Genomic DNA, 18001 nt, shown 5'->3' on the forward strand with positions numbered 1-18001 from the left:
TACTGATTGAATAACGACCGAATAACCACAACACGAAGAAACCAGCAAGTCGCCCATCATCTGGGGATTTGCTGGTTTCTTTGGTTAACTGCCGCAGTTATAGGATTATACTCTCAGATCAATCTCAAACGTCTTGATTTCATAAGGTTCAAGAGCAAAAGTTATCGGTGTATTATACAGGAGTTCGCCCTCCGGTACTTCCATAAGATTGCATTCTCTCCACGCGTGAATCCGTAGATCGCTTGTCAGTTCAAGCATATTCATGCTGCCGGAATAATCATGAACGCGTACGATGACACGATCGGAATCCTCCGCCTTCTTAACTGCCGAGATCATGGCTGTGCTGCCGGACAAGGTGAACATGGAGCGACTTGGCTGCTCTGATTGTCCCTGTGTATATCGAGCTGGAGCATTCAGAAGCCAGGCTTGCTGCACGGTTCCGCCAACGAGCCAATCTCCCTGATGCGGAAGAAGAGCATAGGTGAAGCTGTGCAGCCCCTGATCCGCATGTGGATCAGGGTGCGTAGCGCTCTTGATCAGGGTCAGCCGCATGACGTTGTCTTTAATGTCATAACCATACTTGGAATCATTCAGCAAACTGACGCCATAACCTCTGTCGGACAGATCAGCCCATTGATGGCCAACGGATTCGAAACGCGCCCAGTCCCAACTTGTGTTCCAGTGCGTCGGCCGTTTAACGTTACCGAACTGAATATCGTAGGTGGCTTCCGTAGAGCGGATGCCGACTGGGAAGGCAACTTTCAGCAGTTGCTGCTGTTCATGCCAATCCACCTCAGTGGTGTAATCGATTCGTCGCTGCCCGGTATATACAGTCATGTTCTGCGTAATCGTGGAGCCGAGGTATTCCCAAGCGAAGCGGATCACGGACTGAAGTGGCCCCGTCTCTACGACTTCAATGCTGGTGCATTTCGTAATCTCTCGCATATCTTCCTGATAGAAGATATCAATATCCCAGGCCTCGTGGGCAAGCGGTTTGTCCTCGAACACCTGAAGCACATTGCCTCTAGCGCCTTTGGCAAGGACCTCACGATGTGACTCTTTATCGTAAAGGCGGGTCAACTGCCCATTCTCATTCCACTCGAGCAGATAGAACGGTGTCTCAATTCCATTGGCTGTGTGGATGAATGACGATTGCTCAGGGATATCGTTTACCGTACCGCTCTGGAAGTGAATGGTGGTATACCCCAGCGAAGGAATATTATTCACCTCGACGGACCAACGTGCATCCTGGTATTGAGCGTTCAGGATCTCTCCGGAATCGCTCAGCCAAGTTCCCGTTTCCAATTCGCCTGATGCCGCAGGAATGCTCACGATTTCTGTAACGACCCATGGGGAAGAGTTCCAAATGGTGTACGTATGCGGAGATTCTCCGCTGCAAGCGATAGCCATCCGAGCCTGCGTGTCCACGTGACTGCCAATCTGCTCAGCTTCTGCATATTCAATTCGGCTATCCTCATACACCTCTGTGATGGAGGAACCGGGAATGATGTCATGGAACTGGTTGCGCAAAATGATTTTCCAACCCGCAGTCAGAGACTTCGCTTGATACAGATTCCAGTCATTATGCACAATACTTTGCAATGCATTCAGCCATTCCGCTTCGCGGTAAGCCAGCTCAAGCTTACGGTTCATCCGTTTGTTGTACGCCTGACTGGTATAAGTTCCGCGATGATACTCCAGATACAGTTCACCATCCCAAGTATGGATGTACGAATCGGTTTTCTCGACCGTCTCCTGCAGCTTTTCAAAATAATCATCTGCGCGTCCTGTCTTGACCTTTGGCAATCCGGGCAGTTGATCCAGCCGCCGTCTCATCTCCAGCATTTCGCGGTTAACTCCGCCTCCGCCGTCTCCGTATCCGTACGACAGCAGCAGATTCTGGTTCATCTCCTTATCACGGTAGGCATCCCAGATGCCCTTGACCGTCTTCGGAATGATTTTCCCGTTATAGGTATAGAACCATGAACCCGGCTCGGACCAAGGCTCGGGTGTAGTAATGAAGTGGGTCAGCACCTCTGAGCCGTCAATGCCGCGCCAGTGGAATGTATCGAATGGCATGCGGTTGTATTGGTTCCAGCTGATTTTGGTTGTCATGAACGTATGAATGCCGGATTTTTTCAGAATTTGCGGCAGAGACCAGCTGTAGCCGAAAACATCGGGCAACCATAGATATCGGCAATCCGTCCCGAATTCTTCTTTGAGAAAACGAGTGCCAATTAGCAATTGTCGGACCAGGGATTCACCCGAGGTCAGGTTGCAGTCAGCCTCCAGCCACATGCCGCCGCCCGCTTCCCAGCGACCTTCAGCGACACGCTCCTTGATGGATTCGTACAGTTCCGGGTAGTCCTCTTTCACATATTCGTACAATTGCGGCTGTGTCTGAAGGAAAACATACTCCGGGAACATCTCCATCAGGCGCATGACCGTAGAGAAGGAGCGGGCGCATTTCTCGCGCGTGTGCTTCAACCGCCACAGCCAGGCAACGTCAATATGAGTATGGCCGATACAAGTAACGGTCACATCAGAGGCCTTGTCCATCGCATTCAATCGGGAGCTCAAGTCATCCCTTGCGTCATGCACAGAGGAATAGAAAATATCAGACTTAGGCTGCGACCAGTCAATCAGGCGGAAGGACTGCTGGAGTGCATGAAGCAGCTTTGTGCGTTCCGGTGCATGGGCATCCAGAATGTTGACCGTTTCCAGAATCGCCGACCCTGTAAATACAAGATCATCAACAGCTTCATCCAGCCAGCACAGTTCTGCTTGTCTGAATGTATGCGTCTGGTTGCGGGGCTGACCACCACCTTCCAGACCGGACCATAAGCGGAAGACCAACTCGTTGGTGCTGCCTGCGGCAGAGGCTGGAAAGAACACTTCCTTGTGGTTGGAATCCACGCCTTGAAATGGCTTGCCATCCCAGTAGAACAGTGATTCAAAGCCGGAATTGTTACCACCCCCGGTATCGCCAAAATCAAACAGTCCGACAATCCGTTTATCTTCCCAGGAGGCAGGGAACTCGACTTTTGTACGCAGCCACAAATAGAGATCTCGACCGGACCAACTTTCTCCTGTATGCATAGGCTTCCAATGGCTATCGTCTCCAGGCAGGACCGGGTTGATCTCTTCCCTGCGGTCTTCGCAGGCGAGAAAATGATTTAAAGGCAGACGATCCCGGTAACGGAGCTCGGATAATTCATGAATACGTGCTTGTAGTTTGTTTTCAGTAAGAAACATCATAAAAACCCCCAGTTCATTTTATCGGGGAGTGATTCATATATAGAGAGCATCCAAAGCGAGTATGTATTACATAACTTTTATAGGGGAATGCGCCCATTATAGCGCTTCCATTCAATTTTGACAAATCGTAATATGGATTACTGGTTCTATGCACTGGTGATTGTCGAATTTAACCAAACGGTGATACACTGAGTTGGAAATGGGTCTGGAGGAGGTGTTCAGGCGCGAATGTCCAGGATACGAACCATGTATAAGAACTACTTGAAGAAAAAAATGTTCAACAAAATTTTGCTGTTTTATTCCATGGTGATGGTCCTGTTGTTCATCAGCATCGCGGTATTGGCCTACCGCTACTATGAACAGCGAGTGGTACAGGAACAAATGGATGCGAGTTTGCAGGAGCTGGATATTGTCAGCATCAACCTGAATCAGCAGTACGAACGGCTGTATAGTGCCGTGCAGCAGATTTATACCGACGCCATGATCGGCGATGATCTGAAGTATTTTTTGACTCATGAATACGAGGATTTTCTCAATTGGCGTCTGAATCAATATGCTTACAGCTACCGCACGGAGCGAGGAAACTTCGATTATCAATTACGTCTGCTGTTAAAGGATGAGGCTTCGATTGCAAATGTCGTCTTATACAGCACGGATCAGGATTTCTTCTATGTTCTTAATCGGGAGACCCAGCACTTTTACTATCATCCCAAGCTGTCTGCAGGGCATCAGGACTGGTTCCAGCAACTGAGGAGTGCACCTTGGCAGTACATGGGCAGCGAACCGCTTTTCGAAGGGAAAATGGATGATGAGCCTACTCCATATAGCTACGCGAATGTGCTCAAGGACTCCGTGACATTGAAGCAGTATGGTGCAATTATGTTTGAGCTGAATACAGACCGTATCAAAGGGCTTCTTCGAGACAGACCGGGCGGCAAGAACAGTCGGATCATGCTGATGACCGGGGAAGGTGAGGTGATTTTCGATTCGCAGGACAAGTATGACAACACCGTCTACCCGTACTGGGGGAAGATGAATTTGCCGGAGGATTGGGTGGATCTGGAGGAGCGCTCCAAGGTGCAGCTGCTGAATATCGGGAATACGGGCATGGTCGTGGCTTCTATTATTCCGGAGTCGCAAATCAAACAGAGCCTTCAGGCGATTCGTTTCAGCCTCATTGGGATTGTGATTTTGTGCATCATGATTAGCATCGCGGTAACGTTCACCATCATCCGTCGTTATTCCAAAAAAATTCACAGACTCGTGCTTTACATGCGTCGCTGGCAGGAGGGTGATCTGAGTAAACGTATCGATATGGAGGGGGAAGATGAGCTGCAGCAGATTTCGCAGAGATTTAATCATATGTGTGATCGGCTGGAGTCTTACATAGAAACGGTATATGTGTCAGAGATCAAGCAAAAGAACGCGCAGCTTGTCGCTTTGCAAGCCCAGATCAATCCCCATTTTCTGTACAATACGCTGGAAAGCATCCGCATGAAAGCCATCAGTATGGGAGCCAGGGATGTTGGGCAGATGATCTACATTCTTGCCACGATGTTCCGTCATTTGATCAAAAAGCAGACCCATGTCACCTTGGCGGAGGAAATAGAGCTGTGCGGCATGTACCTGGCTTTGGTCCAATATCGGTATGAGGACAAGCTGCACGTGGAGACCCATATCGAGAATGCAGCGGCGGGAAGCATGGTCGTCAAGTTGCTGGTCCAGCCGATTATTGAGAATTATATAGTGCATGGTTTTCGTACAAATGATGATGATAACCGGATCTCCATCACAGCCGAAGAAGAGAACGGCGTGATTCACATCCGTGTGAAGGATAACGGAAAGGGGATGTCCGCAGAGAGGTTGCTTGAACTGCAGCATGGGTTGCATAAGGGTGATGAAGCTGCTGAGACATCTGACCGATCTTTGGGTCTTAAGAACGTGCACGACCGCATACGTCTGAATTATGGCAGTGATTATGGTCTGCACCTGAACAGTGTGGAGGGCGAAGGATGTGAGGTGACCATCAGCATTCCAGTTACAAGGGAGGAAACGGGATGAGAAGTGTAATGTTGGTCGATGATGAGCCGCTTATTGTGAAAGGAATGCAAGCCATCATTGATTGGGATCAGAATAACATGCAGATTGCCGGAACGGCATGCAATGGGTTGGAAGCGCTAGCAATGATGGACGAGGTTCCTGTCGATCTGATTATTACGGATATCATGATGCCGCAAATGACCGGACTTGAACTGATCCGGGAGACTAAAGCGCGCAATCCATATACCAAATTCATTATTTTGAGCGGTTACGAAGAATTCAAATATGTGCGGGAGGGCATCTCGCTGGGGGTCGAGAACTACCTGCTCAAGCCAGTCAATATGGATGAACTGGAAGCGACCATCAAGCATATGCAGCGGGATTGGGAGCACGAAGAGATGCGGCAGATTCAAATGGATCAGAGCTGGAGGATTTTGCGCAACAATATTTTGCAGCGGTGGGCGAACGAGACCATTGACGCCAAAGAATTCCGTGAGCGTGCGCAGATGCTTGAGATTCCCATGAACAAGTCCACATATTGTGCGGCTTCTCTGCGAATTGTAGGCGATGACAAGGGGGATGATCCCCAAATGTATCTGCCGGGAATTGCTGAGCAGTGTGAGCAGATCGGAAAAAAAGGCCTCCCGGATGGCTGCGGTGTTATCTGCTTTCCCGATCAGGACGGAGACATCATGCTGCTGTTCGTTTCAGCTGGTACGGAAGGTAGTGCTGAATGGCAGCTTCAGGCACTCAACAGGATGAAGCAAGCGGTTGTTGAGGACACAGGTGCACGTGTATGGGGGATCATGGGTCAATCCGAGTCGACCTATCTGGGTTTTCCGAAGAGCTGCAAGTCCGTAAAACTGTGGCTTCAGAATCATTTGTTTATGGATTGTAATACCTTCATCATGCAAGTAGAGAACGAAGAAGCTACGAATCAGCATCAAGAGAAGCCTGGGCCTGCGATGGAGCAGTTTCACAAGCTGCTGCGGGATGGGGAAGGTACTGAGGTGGATCGATTCATCGACGAATTCTTCATTGCTGAGGGTAAGGAACCCTGCCTCCCGAGAACACCGTTCTTCAATTCTGCAATCCAGCTTATGCTGGCCGCCAAGGAACTGGAGAAAACGCCTGACTATGGGGACATCTTCGGGCCCCTGTCCAGAATTCATACGCTCAGCAAACTGAAACAATTGGTCAGAAAGGTTGTTCATCGCACGCTGGATACATATCATACCGCCGAGAAAACGTACAGTCCGCATATCATGTCTGTGCTGGAGGTGGTGAAAAATCACTATCAGGATGAGCTGTCACTTAAGACGCTCAGTCAGAGGCTGGAGCTTCATCCGAACTACCTCGGCCAATTGTTCCAGCAAGAGGTCGGTACCACCTTTTCTGATTATGTGAACCAGTACCGAATCGAGCGTGCCACTCATTTGCTGTTATATTCGGACAAAAAGACGGCAGAAATAGCGGGCGAGGTGGGTTATTGGGACTCCACATACTTTTACAGACAGTTTAAGAAATATGCAGGCGTTTCTCCTACGGAGCTGCGCTCAATCTACATGAAAAAGTAAGCCGGGGCTCCGGCTGAATGAAGATACTCCCCATGTGGGGGTGTCTTTTTTGTTATGGAATGAATGTACGATCTTTAATTAATCCATCAATTTATTGGGTTTTTCAACTATCTCAAAATTGGTAGCGCTTGCATAATGGAGGTAGGAGTGAACGAGGAAATCCAAAGCACCAAAAGGGCTTAGATCCAGTGTTGATTATAGGGGATTAATGCTGGATGCAGCTAAAGCAATAATGAACGAGATTATAAGGAGGGACAGCCGTGCAGGGCATCTTCAAAAGTCTGATGAAGAACAAGGCGTTTCTTCTGCTGGTACTGCCGGGAGCAGCTTGGTTTATCATTTTTGCCTATTTGCCAATGTTCGGAACGATTATTGCTTTTAAGGACTTCCGGATTCATCCGGGCGGATTTCTTGAAAGCGTTCTAAAAAGCGAATGGGTCGGGTTCAAGAACTTTGAGTTTCTGTTCTCCACCAGTGACGCCTATATCATCACACGTAATACCATTCTGTATAACCTGGGTCTGATCTTTCTCGGGCTGGTACTCGCGGTGACGCTTGCGATCATCATGAACGAACTGCTGAACAAACGGCTGGCGAAGATTTACCAGACCGCGATGTTTATGCCTTATTTCCTGTCTTGGGTTATTATCAGTTATTTCGTCTTCTCGTTTCTGAGTGTGGAAAAGGGTGTGTTCAACCAGATCATTACCTATTTTGGTGGAGATCCGGTTAGTTGGTACAGTGAGACAGGGTATTGGCCGTATTTTCTCATTCTTCTCGGCCTGTGGAAAGGTGCAGGTTATGGCAGTGTAGTATATCTGGCGGCAATCGCAGGTATCGATCGTTCTTATTATGAGGCAGCGATGATCGACGGAGCCACCAAGTGGAAACAGATCCGGTACATAACGCTGCCCCTGCTCAGACCGCTAATGATCATCCTCACCATTCTGGCGATCGGCGGGATCTTCCGTTCCGACTTTGGACTGTTCTATCAGGTTCCGCGGGACTCTGGTGCGCTGTATCCGGTCACCAATGTCATCGACACGTTTGTATACCGCGGCTTGACCATTATGGGTGATACAGGAATGAGTACAGCTACAGGGTTGTATCAATCGGTTGTCGGTTTGATTCTTGTCCTGCTGGCAAACTATGCTGTGCGTAAAATTGAAAAGGATTATGCCGTATTCTAGGCTGCGGCAAGGGGGTGCTTCCATGAGTAATTTAAGCGAACCGGTAAAGCGGGCATCTGCCCATACGAGGAGGACCGGAAAGAAATCGAGAGATCTGAATGCCATTTCGCCATTATCCAATGTGATTTTTAATATAGCTATCGGTCTGTTTGCCTTATCTTGTATCTTTCCGTTTCTGTTCATCGTGATCATCTCATTTACCGATGAGAAGACGCTGGCGATCAATGGCTTTAAGTTATTCCCTGAAGTCTGGACGCTGGATGCCTACCGATTCCTTATGGAATCCGGGCAGCAGATGGCCCAATCGTTTGGGGTTACCTTAACGGTGACGGTTGTCGGAACCGCGCTAACACTGTATTTGGTCACCACGTATGCGTATGCCATCTCGCGCAAAAATTTTGCGCAGCGTCGGTTTTTCAGCTTTTTGGCCTTCTTCACCATGCTATTTTCCGGCGGTCTCGTTCCCAGTTACATCGTGGTTACGCAGGTGCTGCACTTGCGGGATTCGATATGGGCACTGATCCTGCCGTCAATCATGAACGCTTTTTACATTATCGTTATGCGTACATTTTTCACGACCACTGTGCCGGATGCGGTTATTGAGTCGGCCAAAATCGACGGAGCTACTGAGTTCGGTATCTATACGCGCATCGTACTGCCGATTTCGTTGCCGGGCATCGCGACTATTGGATTGTTCAGTACGTTAGGATTCTGGAATGACTGGTTCAATGCGCTACTCTACATCGACAATGCGAATTTGATTCCACTCCAGACATTGCTAATTCGAATACAGAACAATATGGATTTTGTTGTGCAAAACAGCAGCCGGGTCGTGTCCTACGACATTGCCTCGACACTCCCAACGGAGACCGTCCGCATGGCGATGGTTGTCTTGGCTACACTGCCTGTTGCGCTGGCGTATCCGTTTTTCCAAAAGTATTTTATACAAGGCCTGACCATTGGTTCGGTCAAAGAATAAGTCTGGTTGTGCCTGCCCTCAAAGGGCAGTAACAATAACATTGATAAGGGGGATACACATGAAGACAAGAAAAATCGCTCTGCTCATGGTTACTTTACTGCTTGCTTTTTCTACTGTTCTAGCAGGCTGCGGTGGCAGTAATACCAATGATACAAGCGGGAATGCGGCATCCGGGGGAGAATCCGGCGATAAGGACACAGTGAAGCTCAAGGTATATCTGATTGGTGGTCCACAGCGCGATCTGCCAATGGTGCAGGAAGAAATGAACAAATACTTAATGGAGAAAATAAATACAACCGTCGACATCACGATGATTGACTGGGGTGATTATTCCAAACGTATGCCAGTCATTACCGCTTCGGGCGAAAATTATGATATCGCTTTCACCTCTTCCTGGGCTTATGACTATCTGCCAAATGCCACCAGAGGAGCATTCCTGCCAATCAATGATTTGTTGGATAAGTATGGTCAGGGCATTAAAGAGCAGCTTGATCCACGATTCCTCACAGGATCGCAGATCGATGGCCAAAACTATGCCGTACCAGTTAATAAAGAGTTGGCTTCGCAATGGGTATGGCGCTTCAACAAGCAGTACGTTGATAAATACAACATGGACATCAGCAAGATTCGTACATTAGAGGATCTGGAGCCTTACCTGCAACAAATCAAGGACAATGAACCAGCCGACATTACTCCGCTGGCTGTTCCGAAGGGCTTTAAGCCTTATCTGGCGTTCGACTTCCTGCTCGGTGACGAATTCCCGGTGGGTATCAACATGAATGGTGACACCGGTAAATACGTTAATGTGCTGGAATCCGAGGAGCTGAAAAGCTCGTTGAAAACCATCCGTAAATACTATCAGGCTGGTTATCTGCGCAAGGATGTAGCAACACTGGAAGGCATCGACAACATCAAAACAGGCAAATGGTTTGTTGACCGTGAACAGACACAGCCGTACGCCGAACTGGGATGGTCCAGAAGTGCGGGCTATGATATCGTGACTACACCGATGCAGGATCCGGTTATTTTCACCGGCTCGGCAACAGGCGCTATGCATGCAATCTCGGCGAACTCCAAGAACCCGGAACGGGCTATGATGTTCCTGAACTTGCTGAATACCGATCCATATCTGCGTAACCTGATCAACTACGGCATTGAAGGAACACATTACAATAAGATTTCAGATAATGTCATTGAGGATCTGCCAGCGATGAAGGACGGATTCCAGATGCCTGGTTTTGCCCTGGGTAACTTGTTCCTGACTTACATGCACAAGGAAGATCCAGCTGATAAGTGGGAAGCGTTCAAGGAATTCAATAATTCCGCGAAAGTTGCTCCAAGCTTTGGCTTCAACTTCAATCCTGATCCGGTGAAGACGGAAGTGGCTTCCATCTCCGCCATCGTGAAAGAATTCTACCCATCCATCATGACGGGAGCTGTTGACCCGGATGAGCATCTGCCGAAAGCGATCGAGAAGTTGAAAGCGGCAGGTCTGGATAAAGTGATTGCAGAAGCACAAAAGCAGTACGACGAATGGAAAGCTGCAAATCAAAAATAACCTGAATTATAAAGTAGACATGGAAACGTCTGTCCTGGTTTGACGGACGTTTCTTTTTTCACCCTGATTAGTTTGCCAAAAATGGATTGGAGGGTACGGTATGAAAAAACTTGGTGCGAGTCTCCTATTTGTAATATTGGTATGCGCTGTTCTTTCCTCAGCGGCCTTGGCGAAGCAACCTTATTCATCCTATTGGCTGCCTGAACAATTGCTTAACTGGAATCCAGCTTCTGACCCGGATGCGGCATTTAACCGGAGCACCATTCCGCTCCAGAGCCGATTCACAGGAGAGGCAGTTAACCCGAACGCAACAAAAGATCCTAAAGTGATGGCCTTGTCTGCGTTGAATCAGGGAACCAGTGGCGTTCCGTCACAGGGCTCGGATACATTCTCTGCAAATACGTTCTCTTACTGGCAGTATGTCGACAAGCTCGTATATTGGGGTGGCTCGGCGGGAGAAGGTATTATTGTGCCACCAAGCGCCGACACGATTGATGCGGCACACCGGAACGGAGTGCCAATCATGGGCACAGTGTTCTTCCCGCCATCCGTATACGGTGGCAAATATGAGTGGGTGAAGCAAATGCTTCAGCAGAACAGCGATGGTTCCTTCCCGGCCGCGGATAAATTAATTGAGGTAGCGGAGTACTACGGTTTTGACGGTTGGTTTATCAATCAGGAGACTGAAGGTGGAACAGCCACTGACGCACAGTTAATGAAGACATTCCTCCGTTATCTTCAGGATCATAAGCCTGCCGGTATGGAGATCATCTGGTATGATTCCATGACGAAGGAAGGCAATATTTCATGGCAAAATGCGCTGACGGACCGGAATGCAATGTTCCTTCAGGATAACGGTAACAAGGTATCAGACAGCATGTTCCTGAATTTCTGGTGGAATGATCTTGGCAGTTCTGCGGCCAAAGCCAAAAGCCTGGGCAGATCACCATTTGAACTGTTCGCAGGTATTGATGTGGAAGCTAAAGGATACGATACCAGTCTGAAATGGAATTTGCTGTTTCCTGAGGGGAAACCGGCTGTGACTTCCCTCGGCATTTATCGGCCGGATTGGTCGTACAACAGCGCGGACAGCATGGCCGATTTCTTTGCCCGTGAGAATCAATTCTGGGTAGGCCAGAACGGTAACCCGGCCAATACGGCGACAAGCCAGGCCTGGAAAGGGATTGCGAACAATGTGATTGAATCTTCGCCGGTGGACCAACTGCCATTCACGACCAACTTCAACACGGGCAGTGGTGAGAAATTCTATGTCCATGGCCAGCAGGTACGGGATAGTGGTTGGAATAACCGCAGTTTACAGGATGTGCTTCCGACATGGCGCTGGCTGACAGAAAGTAAGGGTAAAGCACTTACGCCGTCCCTCGATTGGTCGGATGCCTACTATGGGGGCAGTTCCCTTAAGGTATCGGGTACGCTAAGTTCGGCAAATGCTACCCATCTGAAGCTGTATCAAACCGATCTGAAGATTGAGCCAGCTACCAAGCTGTCGATCACGTACAAAACGCAGAACAAGCCAAGCATGAAGGTTGGTCTGGCTTTTGCAGACCGTCCTGATCAGTTCGTCTTTTTGGATGTAAAAGACAAAAAGGCATCGGGTTGGACGACGGACATCTTGAATCTGACGCCTTACAAAGGAAAGCGGATTGTGGCATTGTCTTTGTATTTTGACAGCAAGGAAATCATACCGGATTATGACATCCATATTGGTCAGATATCCATTCAGAACAATGCTAATCCAGTGAAGCCACTTGAAGCAGTTGAAGAATTGAATGTCATCCAATCCGATTTCCGCGGCGGTATATACGGTGATGCAAGGTTGAAATGGAACGCGTTGGACAACGACAAGGAAGTTCAACAATATGAGATTTACCGTGTCCTGCCCGACGGCAAAGAGACTTGGGTGGGTGCGACCACCAATAACGTCTTCTATGTGCCTGAGATGAAGAGAATCAACGCGGAACAGGCGACTGTACTGAAAGTCGTGGCAGTGAATGCAAAATATGAGCGCGGCCAGGCTGCCAGCGTGACCATCCAGTGGCCGGCGTATCCTAAGCCGGAAGCAGGATTCAAGGCCGATGCAACGCTGATCACACCGGGTCAGCAGGTGCATTTCACTGATCTCTCTTCCGAGGTGACGGAAGGCTGGTCTTGGACTTTTGAGAATGGCAGTCCGGCTGTCAGCACGGAGCAAAATCCAGTGGTAACGTATGACAAGGAAGGCACGTACAATGTGATGCTTACAGCTACCAACAGCTCGGGGCAGGATACGGTAACGAAGCAAGCTTTGATCACCGTAAGTAAGGGCGCTTCCGGGATTAAAAATGTCGCACTTGGCAAAACGGCCACTGCCGACCATGCCTGCGGACCTGCTGAAGATGCGGGAAAGGCAATTGACGGCAAGGTGACGGGCAACAGCAAGTGGTGCGCACTGGGTAACCAGCCGCATTGGCTGCAAGTTGATCTTGGCAAAGAACATCAAGTCAGTGGTTTTGTCATCAAACATGCTGAGAGCGGTGGGGAATGGTCTGGATTTAATACGAGCGACTATTCGATCCAGGTCAGTGCTGATGGCGTGAATTGGTCAGATGTAGTTCATGTACAGGGGAATACCGCAGCCGAAACCTCGGATGCAATTGCACTGGTCAAGGCTCGTTATGTGAAGCTGAATGTGCTGAAACCTACGCAGGGCGGCGATACGGCAGCCCGAATCTATGAGTTTGAGGTTCATGGGTTACAGCCGTAGTTGGCGGTTGAGAAGTGACAAGTGTAGCTGTGAAATTAGCAAAAAAGGAACCATGCGGCCAATCCGGTTTCAATAACGGCCGGCTATCCCTGAAGTAGCTGGTCGTCTAACGGGTGTACCGCATTGTATCAGACTACGACTGAATAAGATTGAATTTGAGGCTCACAGATCATTGGATCTTGTGAGTCTTTTTACGTTTATGCTGGATTCGCTTACAAAGGTTTTAAAATCGTTGTTTTAGATAAAAAATCGGTTTTGCAATCAAAGACAATGCGAATGAAAAGTCTTATATTGTAGTTAAAAAGATAAGAAAGGAGTGAAGGTGATGAAGAATAGAAAGATCATGTTTGCTCGTCCGCTGCAAGTGGAAACGGTAGAAGAGGATTTTATTTTGCCAGCTCTAGGGGAGAAGGAAGTATTGGTAAAATTGATCTATTCCCTCATCAGTCCGGGAACGGAGCTGGCCATGTTATCGGGAAAAGAAGAGTGGGCCAAGCTTCCCGTATGTCCGGGGTATGCAAGTGTAAGTGAAGTGATCGAGGTGGGACAGGGGGTACACCATGTTCAGCCTGGGGACGCTGTGTTCCATTATGGTCAACATGCTGAATATCAAGTGGTATCCACAGATCATGTTTTCATCAAGGTACCTGAGCACTTGGATTTGAAGTGGGTTCCCTTTACCCGTATGGCAACCGTGGCATTCACCTCCGTTCGTGTATCCAATATTGAACTTGGGGACGTTGTTGGCGTGACGGGGCTTGGATTGGTAGGGAATTTGGCGGCTCAATTGGCACGCCTTCAAGGTGCAACTGTGATTGGCGTGGACCTGTCACCAGAACGAATTCGAACTGCCCAGACATGTGGGGTTGACTATACACTTCATGGCGGAGAAGATAAAGTAAAGGAAAAGATACATGCCCTAACGAATGGAGCAGGTGTATCCACTCATATTGAGGCGACGGGTGTACCCAGTGTAGGTGTTCAAAGTCTGGAGTGGATCGGGAAGCTGGGAGAGATTATTTTCCTGGGCAGTCCACGAGGCGAATATAACACGGATGTCACCGATATATTGAACTACTGCCACCTGTATGGACGAGGCTGTATTACGTTTAAGGGGGCACATGAATGGCGCTTCCCGGTTGAGCCGAACGAATTCGTTAAGCATTCCCTGGTGAGAAATTCGAACATTGTATTTGAACTGATGTTAAAGAACAAGCTGCATATCGAACCATTGATCAGCCATGTGATGAAGCCGGATCAAGCGCAAGAAGCATACGAGGGACTGAGATTGAATAAAGACCAGTATAACGGTGTACTGTTTGACTGGTCCTAGGAGGAGATTATGATGATTAGAGGGTTAACAAGAGCAGGCTTAGGGAACATCGAGTCCAATGAACAATATATTACGAATGCTGCAAAATACGGATTTCAGTCTGTAGATTTGAATCCGCTCTCATTCATTGAAGAGGTTGGCAAGGAACAGGCCAAACATCTGTTGGAGAGCAATCAGGTGATCATCGGTTCATCCGATCTGACCGTAGACTGGAGAACCACAGATGAACAGTTTCGTGATGGTCTTCAATCGCTGGTTCAAATGGCAGAAGCCTCTGCTGCATTGAACTGTTACAGCTGTTGTACCTATATTTTACCTTCCACAGATCAGCCAGCAGCATCATTTATGGCGGCAGCTACCAAACGCTTGAGATTGTGTGCAGATATTCTGGACGCCTATGGAATTCGACTGGGCCTGGAATTTGTGGGTTGCCATCATCTGCGCACTCAATGGAAGAATCCATTTATTTGGAGTGTGGAGGATACGCTTGACTGGATCGAAACAATTCATGCTCCCAATGTTGGTTTATTGGTGGATTCCTATCATTGGCATACGAATGGATTAAAGATCGAAGAAGTGTTGGATCTTAAGAAGGAACAGATTGTCCATGTTCATATCAATGATGCTTATGATCTGCCCATTGAAGAATTGCTGGATCATGAGCGTTTATACCCTGGCGAGGGAGTAATTGATCTGCAGGGATTCTTGAAGAATCTAAAAGCGATTGGATACACTGGCGTCGTATCTCAAGAGGTGCTTGCACCAACGCCAACTGTCGATTCAAGTGAATTGTTTGCCAAGTCCAAAGCGGGCTTCGATAAAGTGTTTGCGACAATATAAACGGATCAGTGAGAAGGCAGTGGGGAGGAATACATGTGTATGAGCCATGGATGAATAGCATTTCGCCATTCGTAAGAGCGGCAAGAGTGACGGAATCATTTTCTTTGGCAGGGGAATGGATAGACCACGATCATGTGTATACATACATCGAACAAGGGGAAGCGGAGTTCTTCTTGAGTGGTGTGAAATACCTGGTCAAAGAAGGTGACATTGTGCTGATGCATCCATTCATGTCTCATATCATTCGGTCCACCTCCACGCAGCCATTGATTCAGTATATTTTTCATTTTGATCTGTATTATGAGGAAGAGCGTAGTTTATTGAAGAATACGAGTGCAGCTCATAGTGAACGACCTAATCTGGCGAATAGGGAAATGAAGCTGGCTTCCATACGCCCAATCTCTCATTTGCAGCTAGCCGATCGAATTGAATGGAAAAAGAGATTTGCGCTCATGCATAAGGAGTTTCAGGAGCAGCGGGGAGGATCTTCGTTAATTACGAAATCCATATGTTTGGAGTTGCTGCATCTTTTTTTTAAAAATCAATCCGAAGATCAAGACCAAGAGGGATACATGACCAAGGGGTGGGCATTCATTGAAAAGTCGATTCGTTATATTCATGAATGCTACGCCGACCCTCAATTAAATAATGTTGCTATCAGTAGGCATGTCGGTGTATCGACGAACCATTTATCGCATTTGTTCAAAAGCAAGCTGGGGATTACCCTTCACAAATATGTGACACATATCAGAATAGAGCAGTCCCAGAAAAGAATTATTGAAGGAACACATAATTTAACCCGGATTGCCGAGGAAGTTGGCTTTTCGAGTATTCATCTGTTCAGTCGGTCTTTCAAGGCTGCTGTAGGTATCACTCCCAGTAAATATGCAGCGATGAAATCGAGGGTAGAGTGGGAATAGGCTGATAGTTGCTAACTAAATATAAAAGATATATAGTATATTTAGAAAAGAAATAGTTAGGATGAATGAAATGGCATACTCTACAGCCTTATCACAAGGAATCTCTATTCTGCTCTATATTCACGTTCTATCTGAGGAGAACTGTTCGAATTATTTATCCACCAAGTTGATTTCGGAGCAATTAAATATTCCGGTTCCTACGACGGTAAAAGTCATTCGCAACCTGAATAACGCCAAACTGACAATGGCCAAAGAAGGGGCCAAGGGCGGCATATTGCTTGCTCAGCCTTTATCGGAAATCACGATGTTGGACGTATTCCTGGCGGTTGAACCCGGCAAAGACTTGTTTAAAGTTCATACCGATGTAACACTCCAGGGACAAGACGTGGATGACGTGAAAGAAAAGATCATTCATCACCTTGAAGGCGCGGAGATCGCGATGCAGAATTATTTAAAAGACATACGGTTAACCGATCTGTTTCATGAAGAAAGAAAGGGTTAACCTCTTTTTTTGGCTTTAACTAGATATAATATATATCAAGTATATTCTGTTTTTTTGGAGAGGAGCAGTCAAAATGAATTTGCATACTAAAGTGATTGAAGCCAGGAACGGTGTTCCCATTCCTCAACTGGGTTTTGGGGTTTACAAAATAACGAAAGAAGCAGAATTTACAACTGCGACTCGCGAGGCCATTCAGGTCGGGTACCGACATTTTGATACTGCCCGAATCTATGGGAATGAGAAAGCACTGGGAGCAGAGATCCGGCATAGTCCAATTCCGCGCGAGCAATTCTTCATCACGTCGAAAGTCTGGAATACGGATCATGGCTATGAAGCGACCAAGAAAGCTTTTCAGGAAACGATAAACAAGCTGGGGGTCGATTACCTCGACATGTATTTAATTCATTTTGCCTCGCCAAAGTATATCGAAACGTGGAAAGCCATGGAGGAATTATACGAGGAAGGCAAGATTAGAGTCATTGGGGTCGCGAATTTTGAGATTCAGCATCTGGAAGAATTAAGGAAGCACGCGAAAATCTTGCCGATGATCAACCAGATCGAGACGCACCCGGAATTCCCGCAGAACGAACTACGTGCCTATATGGACAAACATCAGATTTTGCATGAGGCGTGGGGTCCGTTGGGACAGGGGAATAAAGTGTTATTGCAGCATCCAATATTGAAGGAAATCGCTGATCATCACCATAAGACGGTGGCTCAAGTAATTTTGCGTTGGCATCTGGAACGGGGCGTCATCCTGATTCCCAAATCATCCAATCCAAAGCGGATCAGAGAGAATAGTGAAATCTTTGATTTTGTGCTGTCCGCTGAGGAAATGGAGAAGATCAGCCTTCTAAACTCGGGTAAGAGGTATTCTATCCATCCGACAGGTTATATTGTGAATCCGATTTTTAATACATTGATGAAACTTTTTATCTAGGGAAAAAAGACAAAAAACGAGTCGTGGGTCATATTCCAACGACTCGTTTTTGTGTGTTATGAAAACATTGACAATTCGTTAACAATTCCAGGATTTTCCG

The 18001-nt window shown here is 47.6% G+C and carries 12 protein-coding genes; 11 read left to right on the forward strand and 1 reads right to left on the reverse strand.

The annotated features are described in order from the left end of the window. Positions 1-105 precede the first annotated feature (105 nt). Positions 106-3255, reverse strand: a complete 3150-nt coding sequence (locus ACR1R9_RS03400) for an alpha-mannosidase (RefSeq protein ID WP_433923759.1) — start codon at positions 3253-3255, stop codon at positions 106-108. A gap of 249 nt (positions 3256-3504) precedes the next feature. Between ACR1R9_RS03400 and ACR1R9_RS03405 the strand changes: the two genes are divergently transcribed. The 11 genes from ACR1R9_RS03405 (at position 3505) to ACR1R9_RS03455 (ending at position 17901) form a co-directional block, all read left to right on the forward strand. Then, positions 3505-5319, forward strand: a complete 1815-nt coding sequence (locus ACR1R9_RS03405; RefSeq protein WP_433956416.1) for a cache domain-containing sensor histidine kinase — start codon at positions 3505-3507, stop codon at positions 5317-5319. Then, positions 5316-6875, forward strand: a complete 1560-nt coding sequence (locus ACR1R9_RS03410) for a response regulator transcription factor (RefSeq protein ID WP_433921749.1) — start codon at positions 5316-5318, stop codon at positions 6873-6875. The genes ACR1R9_RS03405 and ACR1R9_RS03410 overlap by 4 nt, the downstream gene beginning before the upstream one ends. A gap of 284 nt (positions 6876-7159) precedes the next feature. Beyond that, positions 7160-8065 (forward strand): ABC transporter permease, encoded by a 906-nt coding sequence (locus tag ACR1R9_RS03415; protein ID WP_205524889.1) that lies wholly within the window; start codon positions 7160-7162, stop codon positions 8063-8065. Between the two features lie 22 nt (positions 8066-8087). Continuing rightward, positions 8088-9044: a carbohydrate ABC transporter permease gene (locus tag ACR1R9_RS03420; RefSeq protein WP_064635967.1), complete on the forward strand. Its 957-nt coding sequence runs from the start codon at positions 8088-8090 to the stop codon at positions 9042-9044. 58 nt (positions 9045-9102) lie between these two features. Continuing rightward, a complete protein-coding gene (locus ACR1R9_RS03425; RefSeq protein ID WP_076287867.1) occupies positions 9103-10602 on the forward strand; it encodes an ABC transporter substrate-binding protein in 1500 nt (499 codons plus the stop codon). Between the two features lie 100 nt (positions 10603-10702). After that, positions 10703-13366, forward strand: a complete 2664-nt coding sequence (locus ACR1R9_RS03430) for an endo-beta-N-acetylglucosaminidase (RefSeq protein ID WP_433921747.1) — start codon at positions 10703-10705, stop codon at positions 13364-13366. 325 nt (positions 13367-13691) lie between these two features. Next, entirely contained in the window at positions 13692-14699 is a 1008-nt protein-coding gene (locus ACR1R9_RS03435; protein WP_099856966.1) for a zinc-dependent alcohol dehydrogenase, read from the forward strand. A 12-nt stretch (positions 14700-14711) separates the two neighbouring features. Then, positions 14712-15539: a sugar phosphate isomerase/epimerase family protein gene (locus ACR1R9_RS03440; protein ID WP_076287870.1), complete on the forward strand. Its 828-nt coding sequence runs from the start codon at positions 14712-14714 to the stop codon at positions 15537-15539. 35 nt (positions 15540-15574) lie between these two features. Further along, positions 15575-16459, forward strand: a complete 885-nt coding sequence (locus tag ACR1R9_RS03445; RefSeq protein ID WP_433921746.1) for an AraC family transcriptional regulator — start codon at positions 15575-15577, stop codon at positions 16457-16459. Between the two features lie 70 nt (positions 16460-16529). Further along, positions 16530-16961, forward strand: coding sequence for an RrF2 family transcriptional regulator (locus tag ACR1R9_RS03450; protein ID WP_076287872.1), 432 nt, complete (start codon positions 16530-16532; stop codon positions 16959-16961). Positions 16962-17034: 73 nt separating this feature from the next. Then, positions 17035-17901 (forward strand): aldo/keto reductase, encoded by an 867-nt coding sequence (locus ACR1R9_RS03455; protein ID WP_433921745.1) that lies wholly within the window; start codon positions 17035-17037, stop codon positions 17899-17901. Positions 17902-18001 lie beyond the last annotated feature (100 nt).

The sequence above is a fragment of the Paenibacillus taichungensis genome (assembly GCF_050994985.1).
In the GTDB taxonomy this organism is placed as follows: domain Bacteria; phylum Bacillota; class Bacilli; order Paenibacillales; family Paenibacillaceae; genus Paenibacillus; species Paenibacillus taichungensis.

Bases quoted from the DNA above. Each gene is read 5' to 3' on its own strand.
- ACR1R9_RS03430 (WP_433921747.1), top strand. From the start codon at position 10,703: ATGAAAAAACTTGGTGCGAGTCTCCTATTTGTAATATTGGTATGCGCT.
- ACR1R9_RS03405 (WP_433956416.1), top strand. From the start codon at position 3,505: ATGTATAAGAACTACTTGAAGAAAAAAATGTTCAACAAAATTTTGCTG.
- ACR1R9_RS03410 (WP_433921749.1), top strand. From the start codon at position 5,316: ATGAGAAGTGTAATGTTGGTCGATGATGAGCCGCTTATTGTGAAAGGA.
- ACR1R9_RS03415 (WP_205524889.1), top strand. From the start codon at position 7,160: ATGAAGAACAAGGCGTTTCTTCTGCTGGTACTGCCGGGAGCAGCTTGG.
- ACR1R9_RS03400 (WP_433923759.1), bottom strand. From the start codon at position 3,255: ATGTTTCTTACTGAAAACAAACTACAAGCACGTATTCATGAATTATCC.
- ACR1R9_RS03440 (WP_076287870.1), top strand. From the start codon at position 14,712: ATGATTAGAGGGTTAACAAGAGCAGGCTTAGGGAACATCGAGTCCAAT.
- ACR1R9_RS03420 (WP_064635967.1), top strand. From the start codon at position 8,088: ATGAGTAATTTAAGCGAACCGGTAAAGCGGGCATCTGCCCATACGAGG.
- ACR1R9_RS03455 (WP_433921745.1), top strand. From the start codon at position 17,035: ATGAATTTGCATACTAAAGTGATTGAAGCCAGGAACGGTGTTCCCATT.
- ACR1R9_RS03435 (WP_099856966.1), top strand. From the start codon at position 13,692: ATGAAGAATAGAAAGATCATGTTTGCTCGTCCGCTGCAAGTGGAAACG.
- ACR1R9_RS03450 (WP_076287872.1), top strand. From the start codon at position 16,530: ATGGCATACTCTACAGCCTTATCACAAGGAATCTCTATTCTGCTCTAT.
- ACR1R9_RS03425 (WP_076287867.1), top strand. From the start codon at position 9,103: ATGAAGACAAGAAAAATCGCTCTGCTCATGGTTACTTTACTGCTTGCT.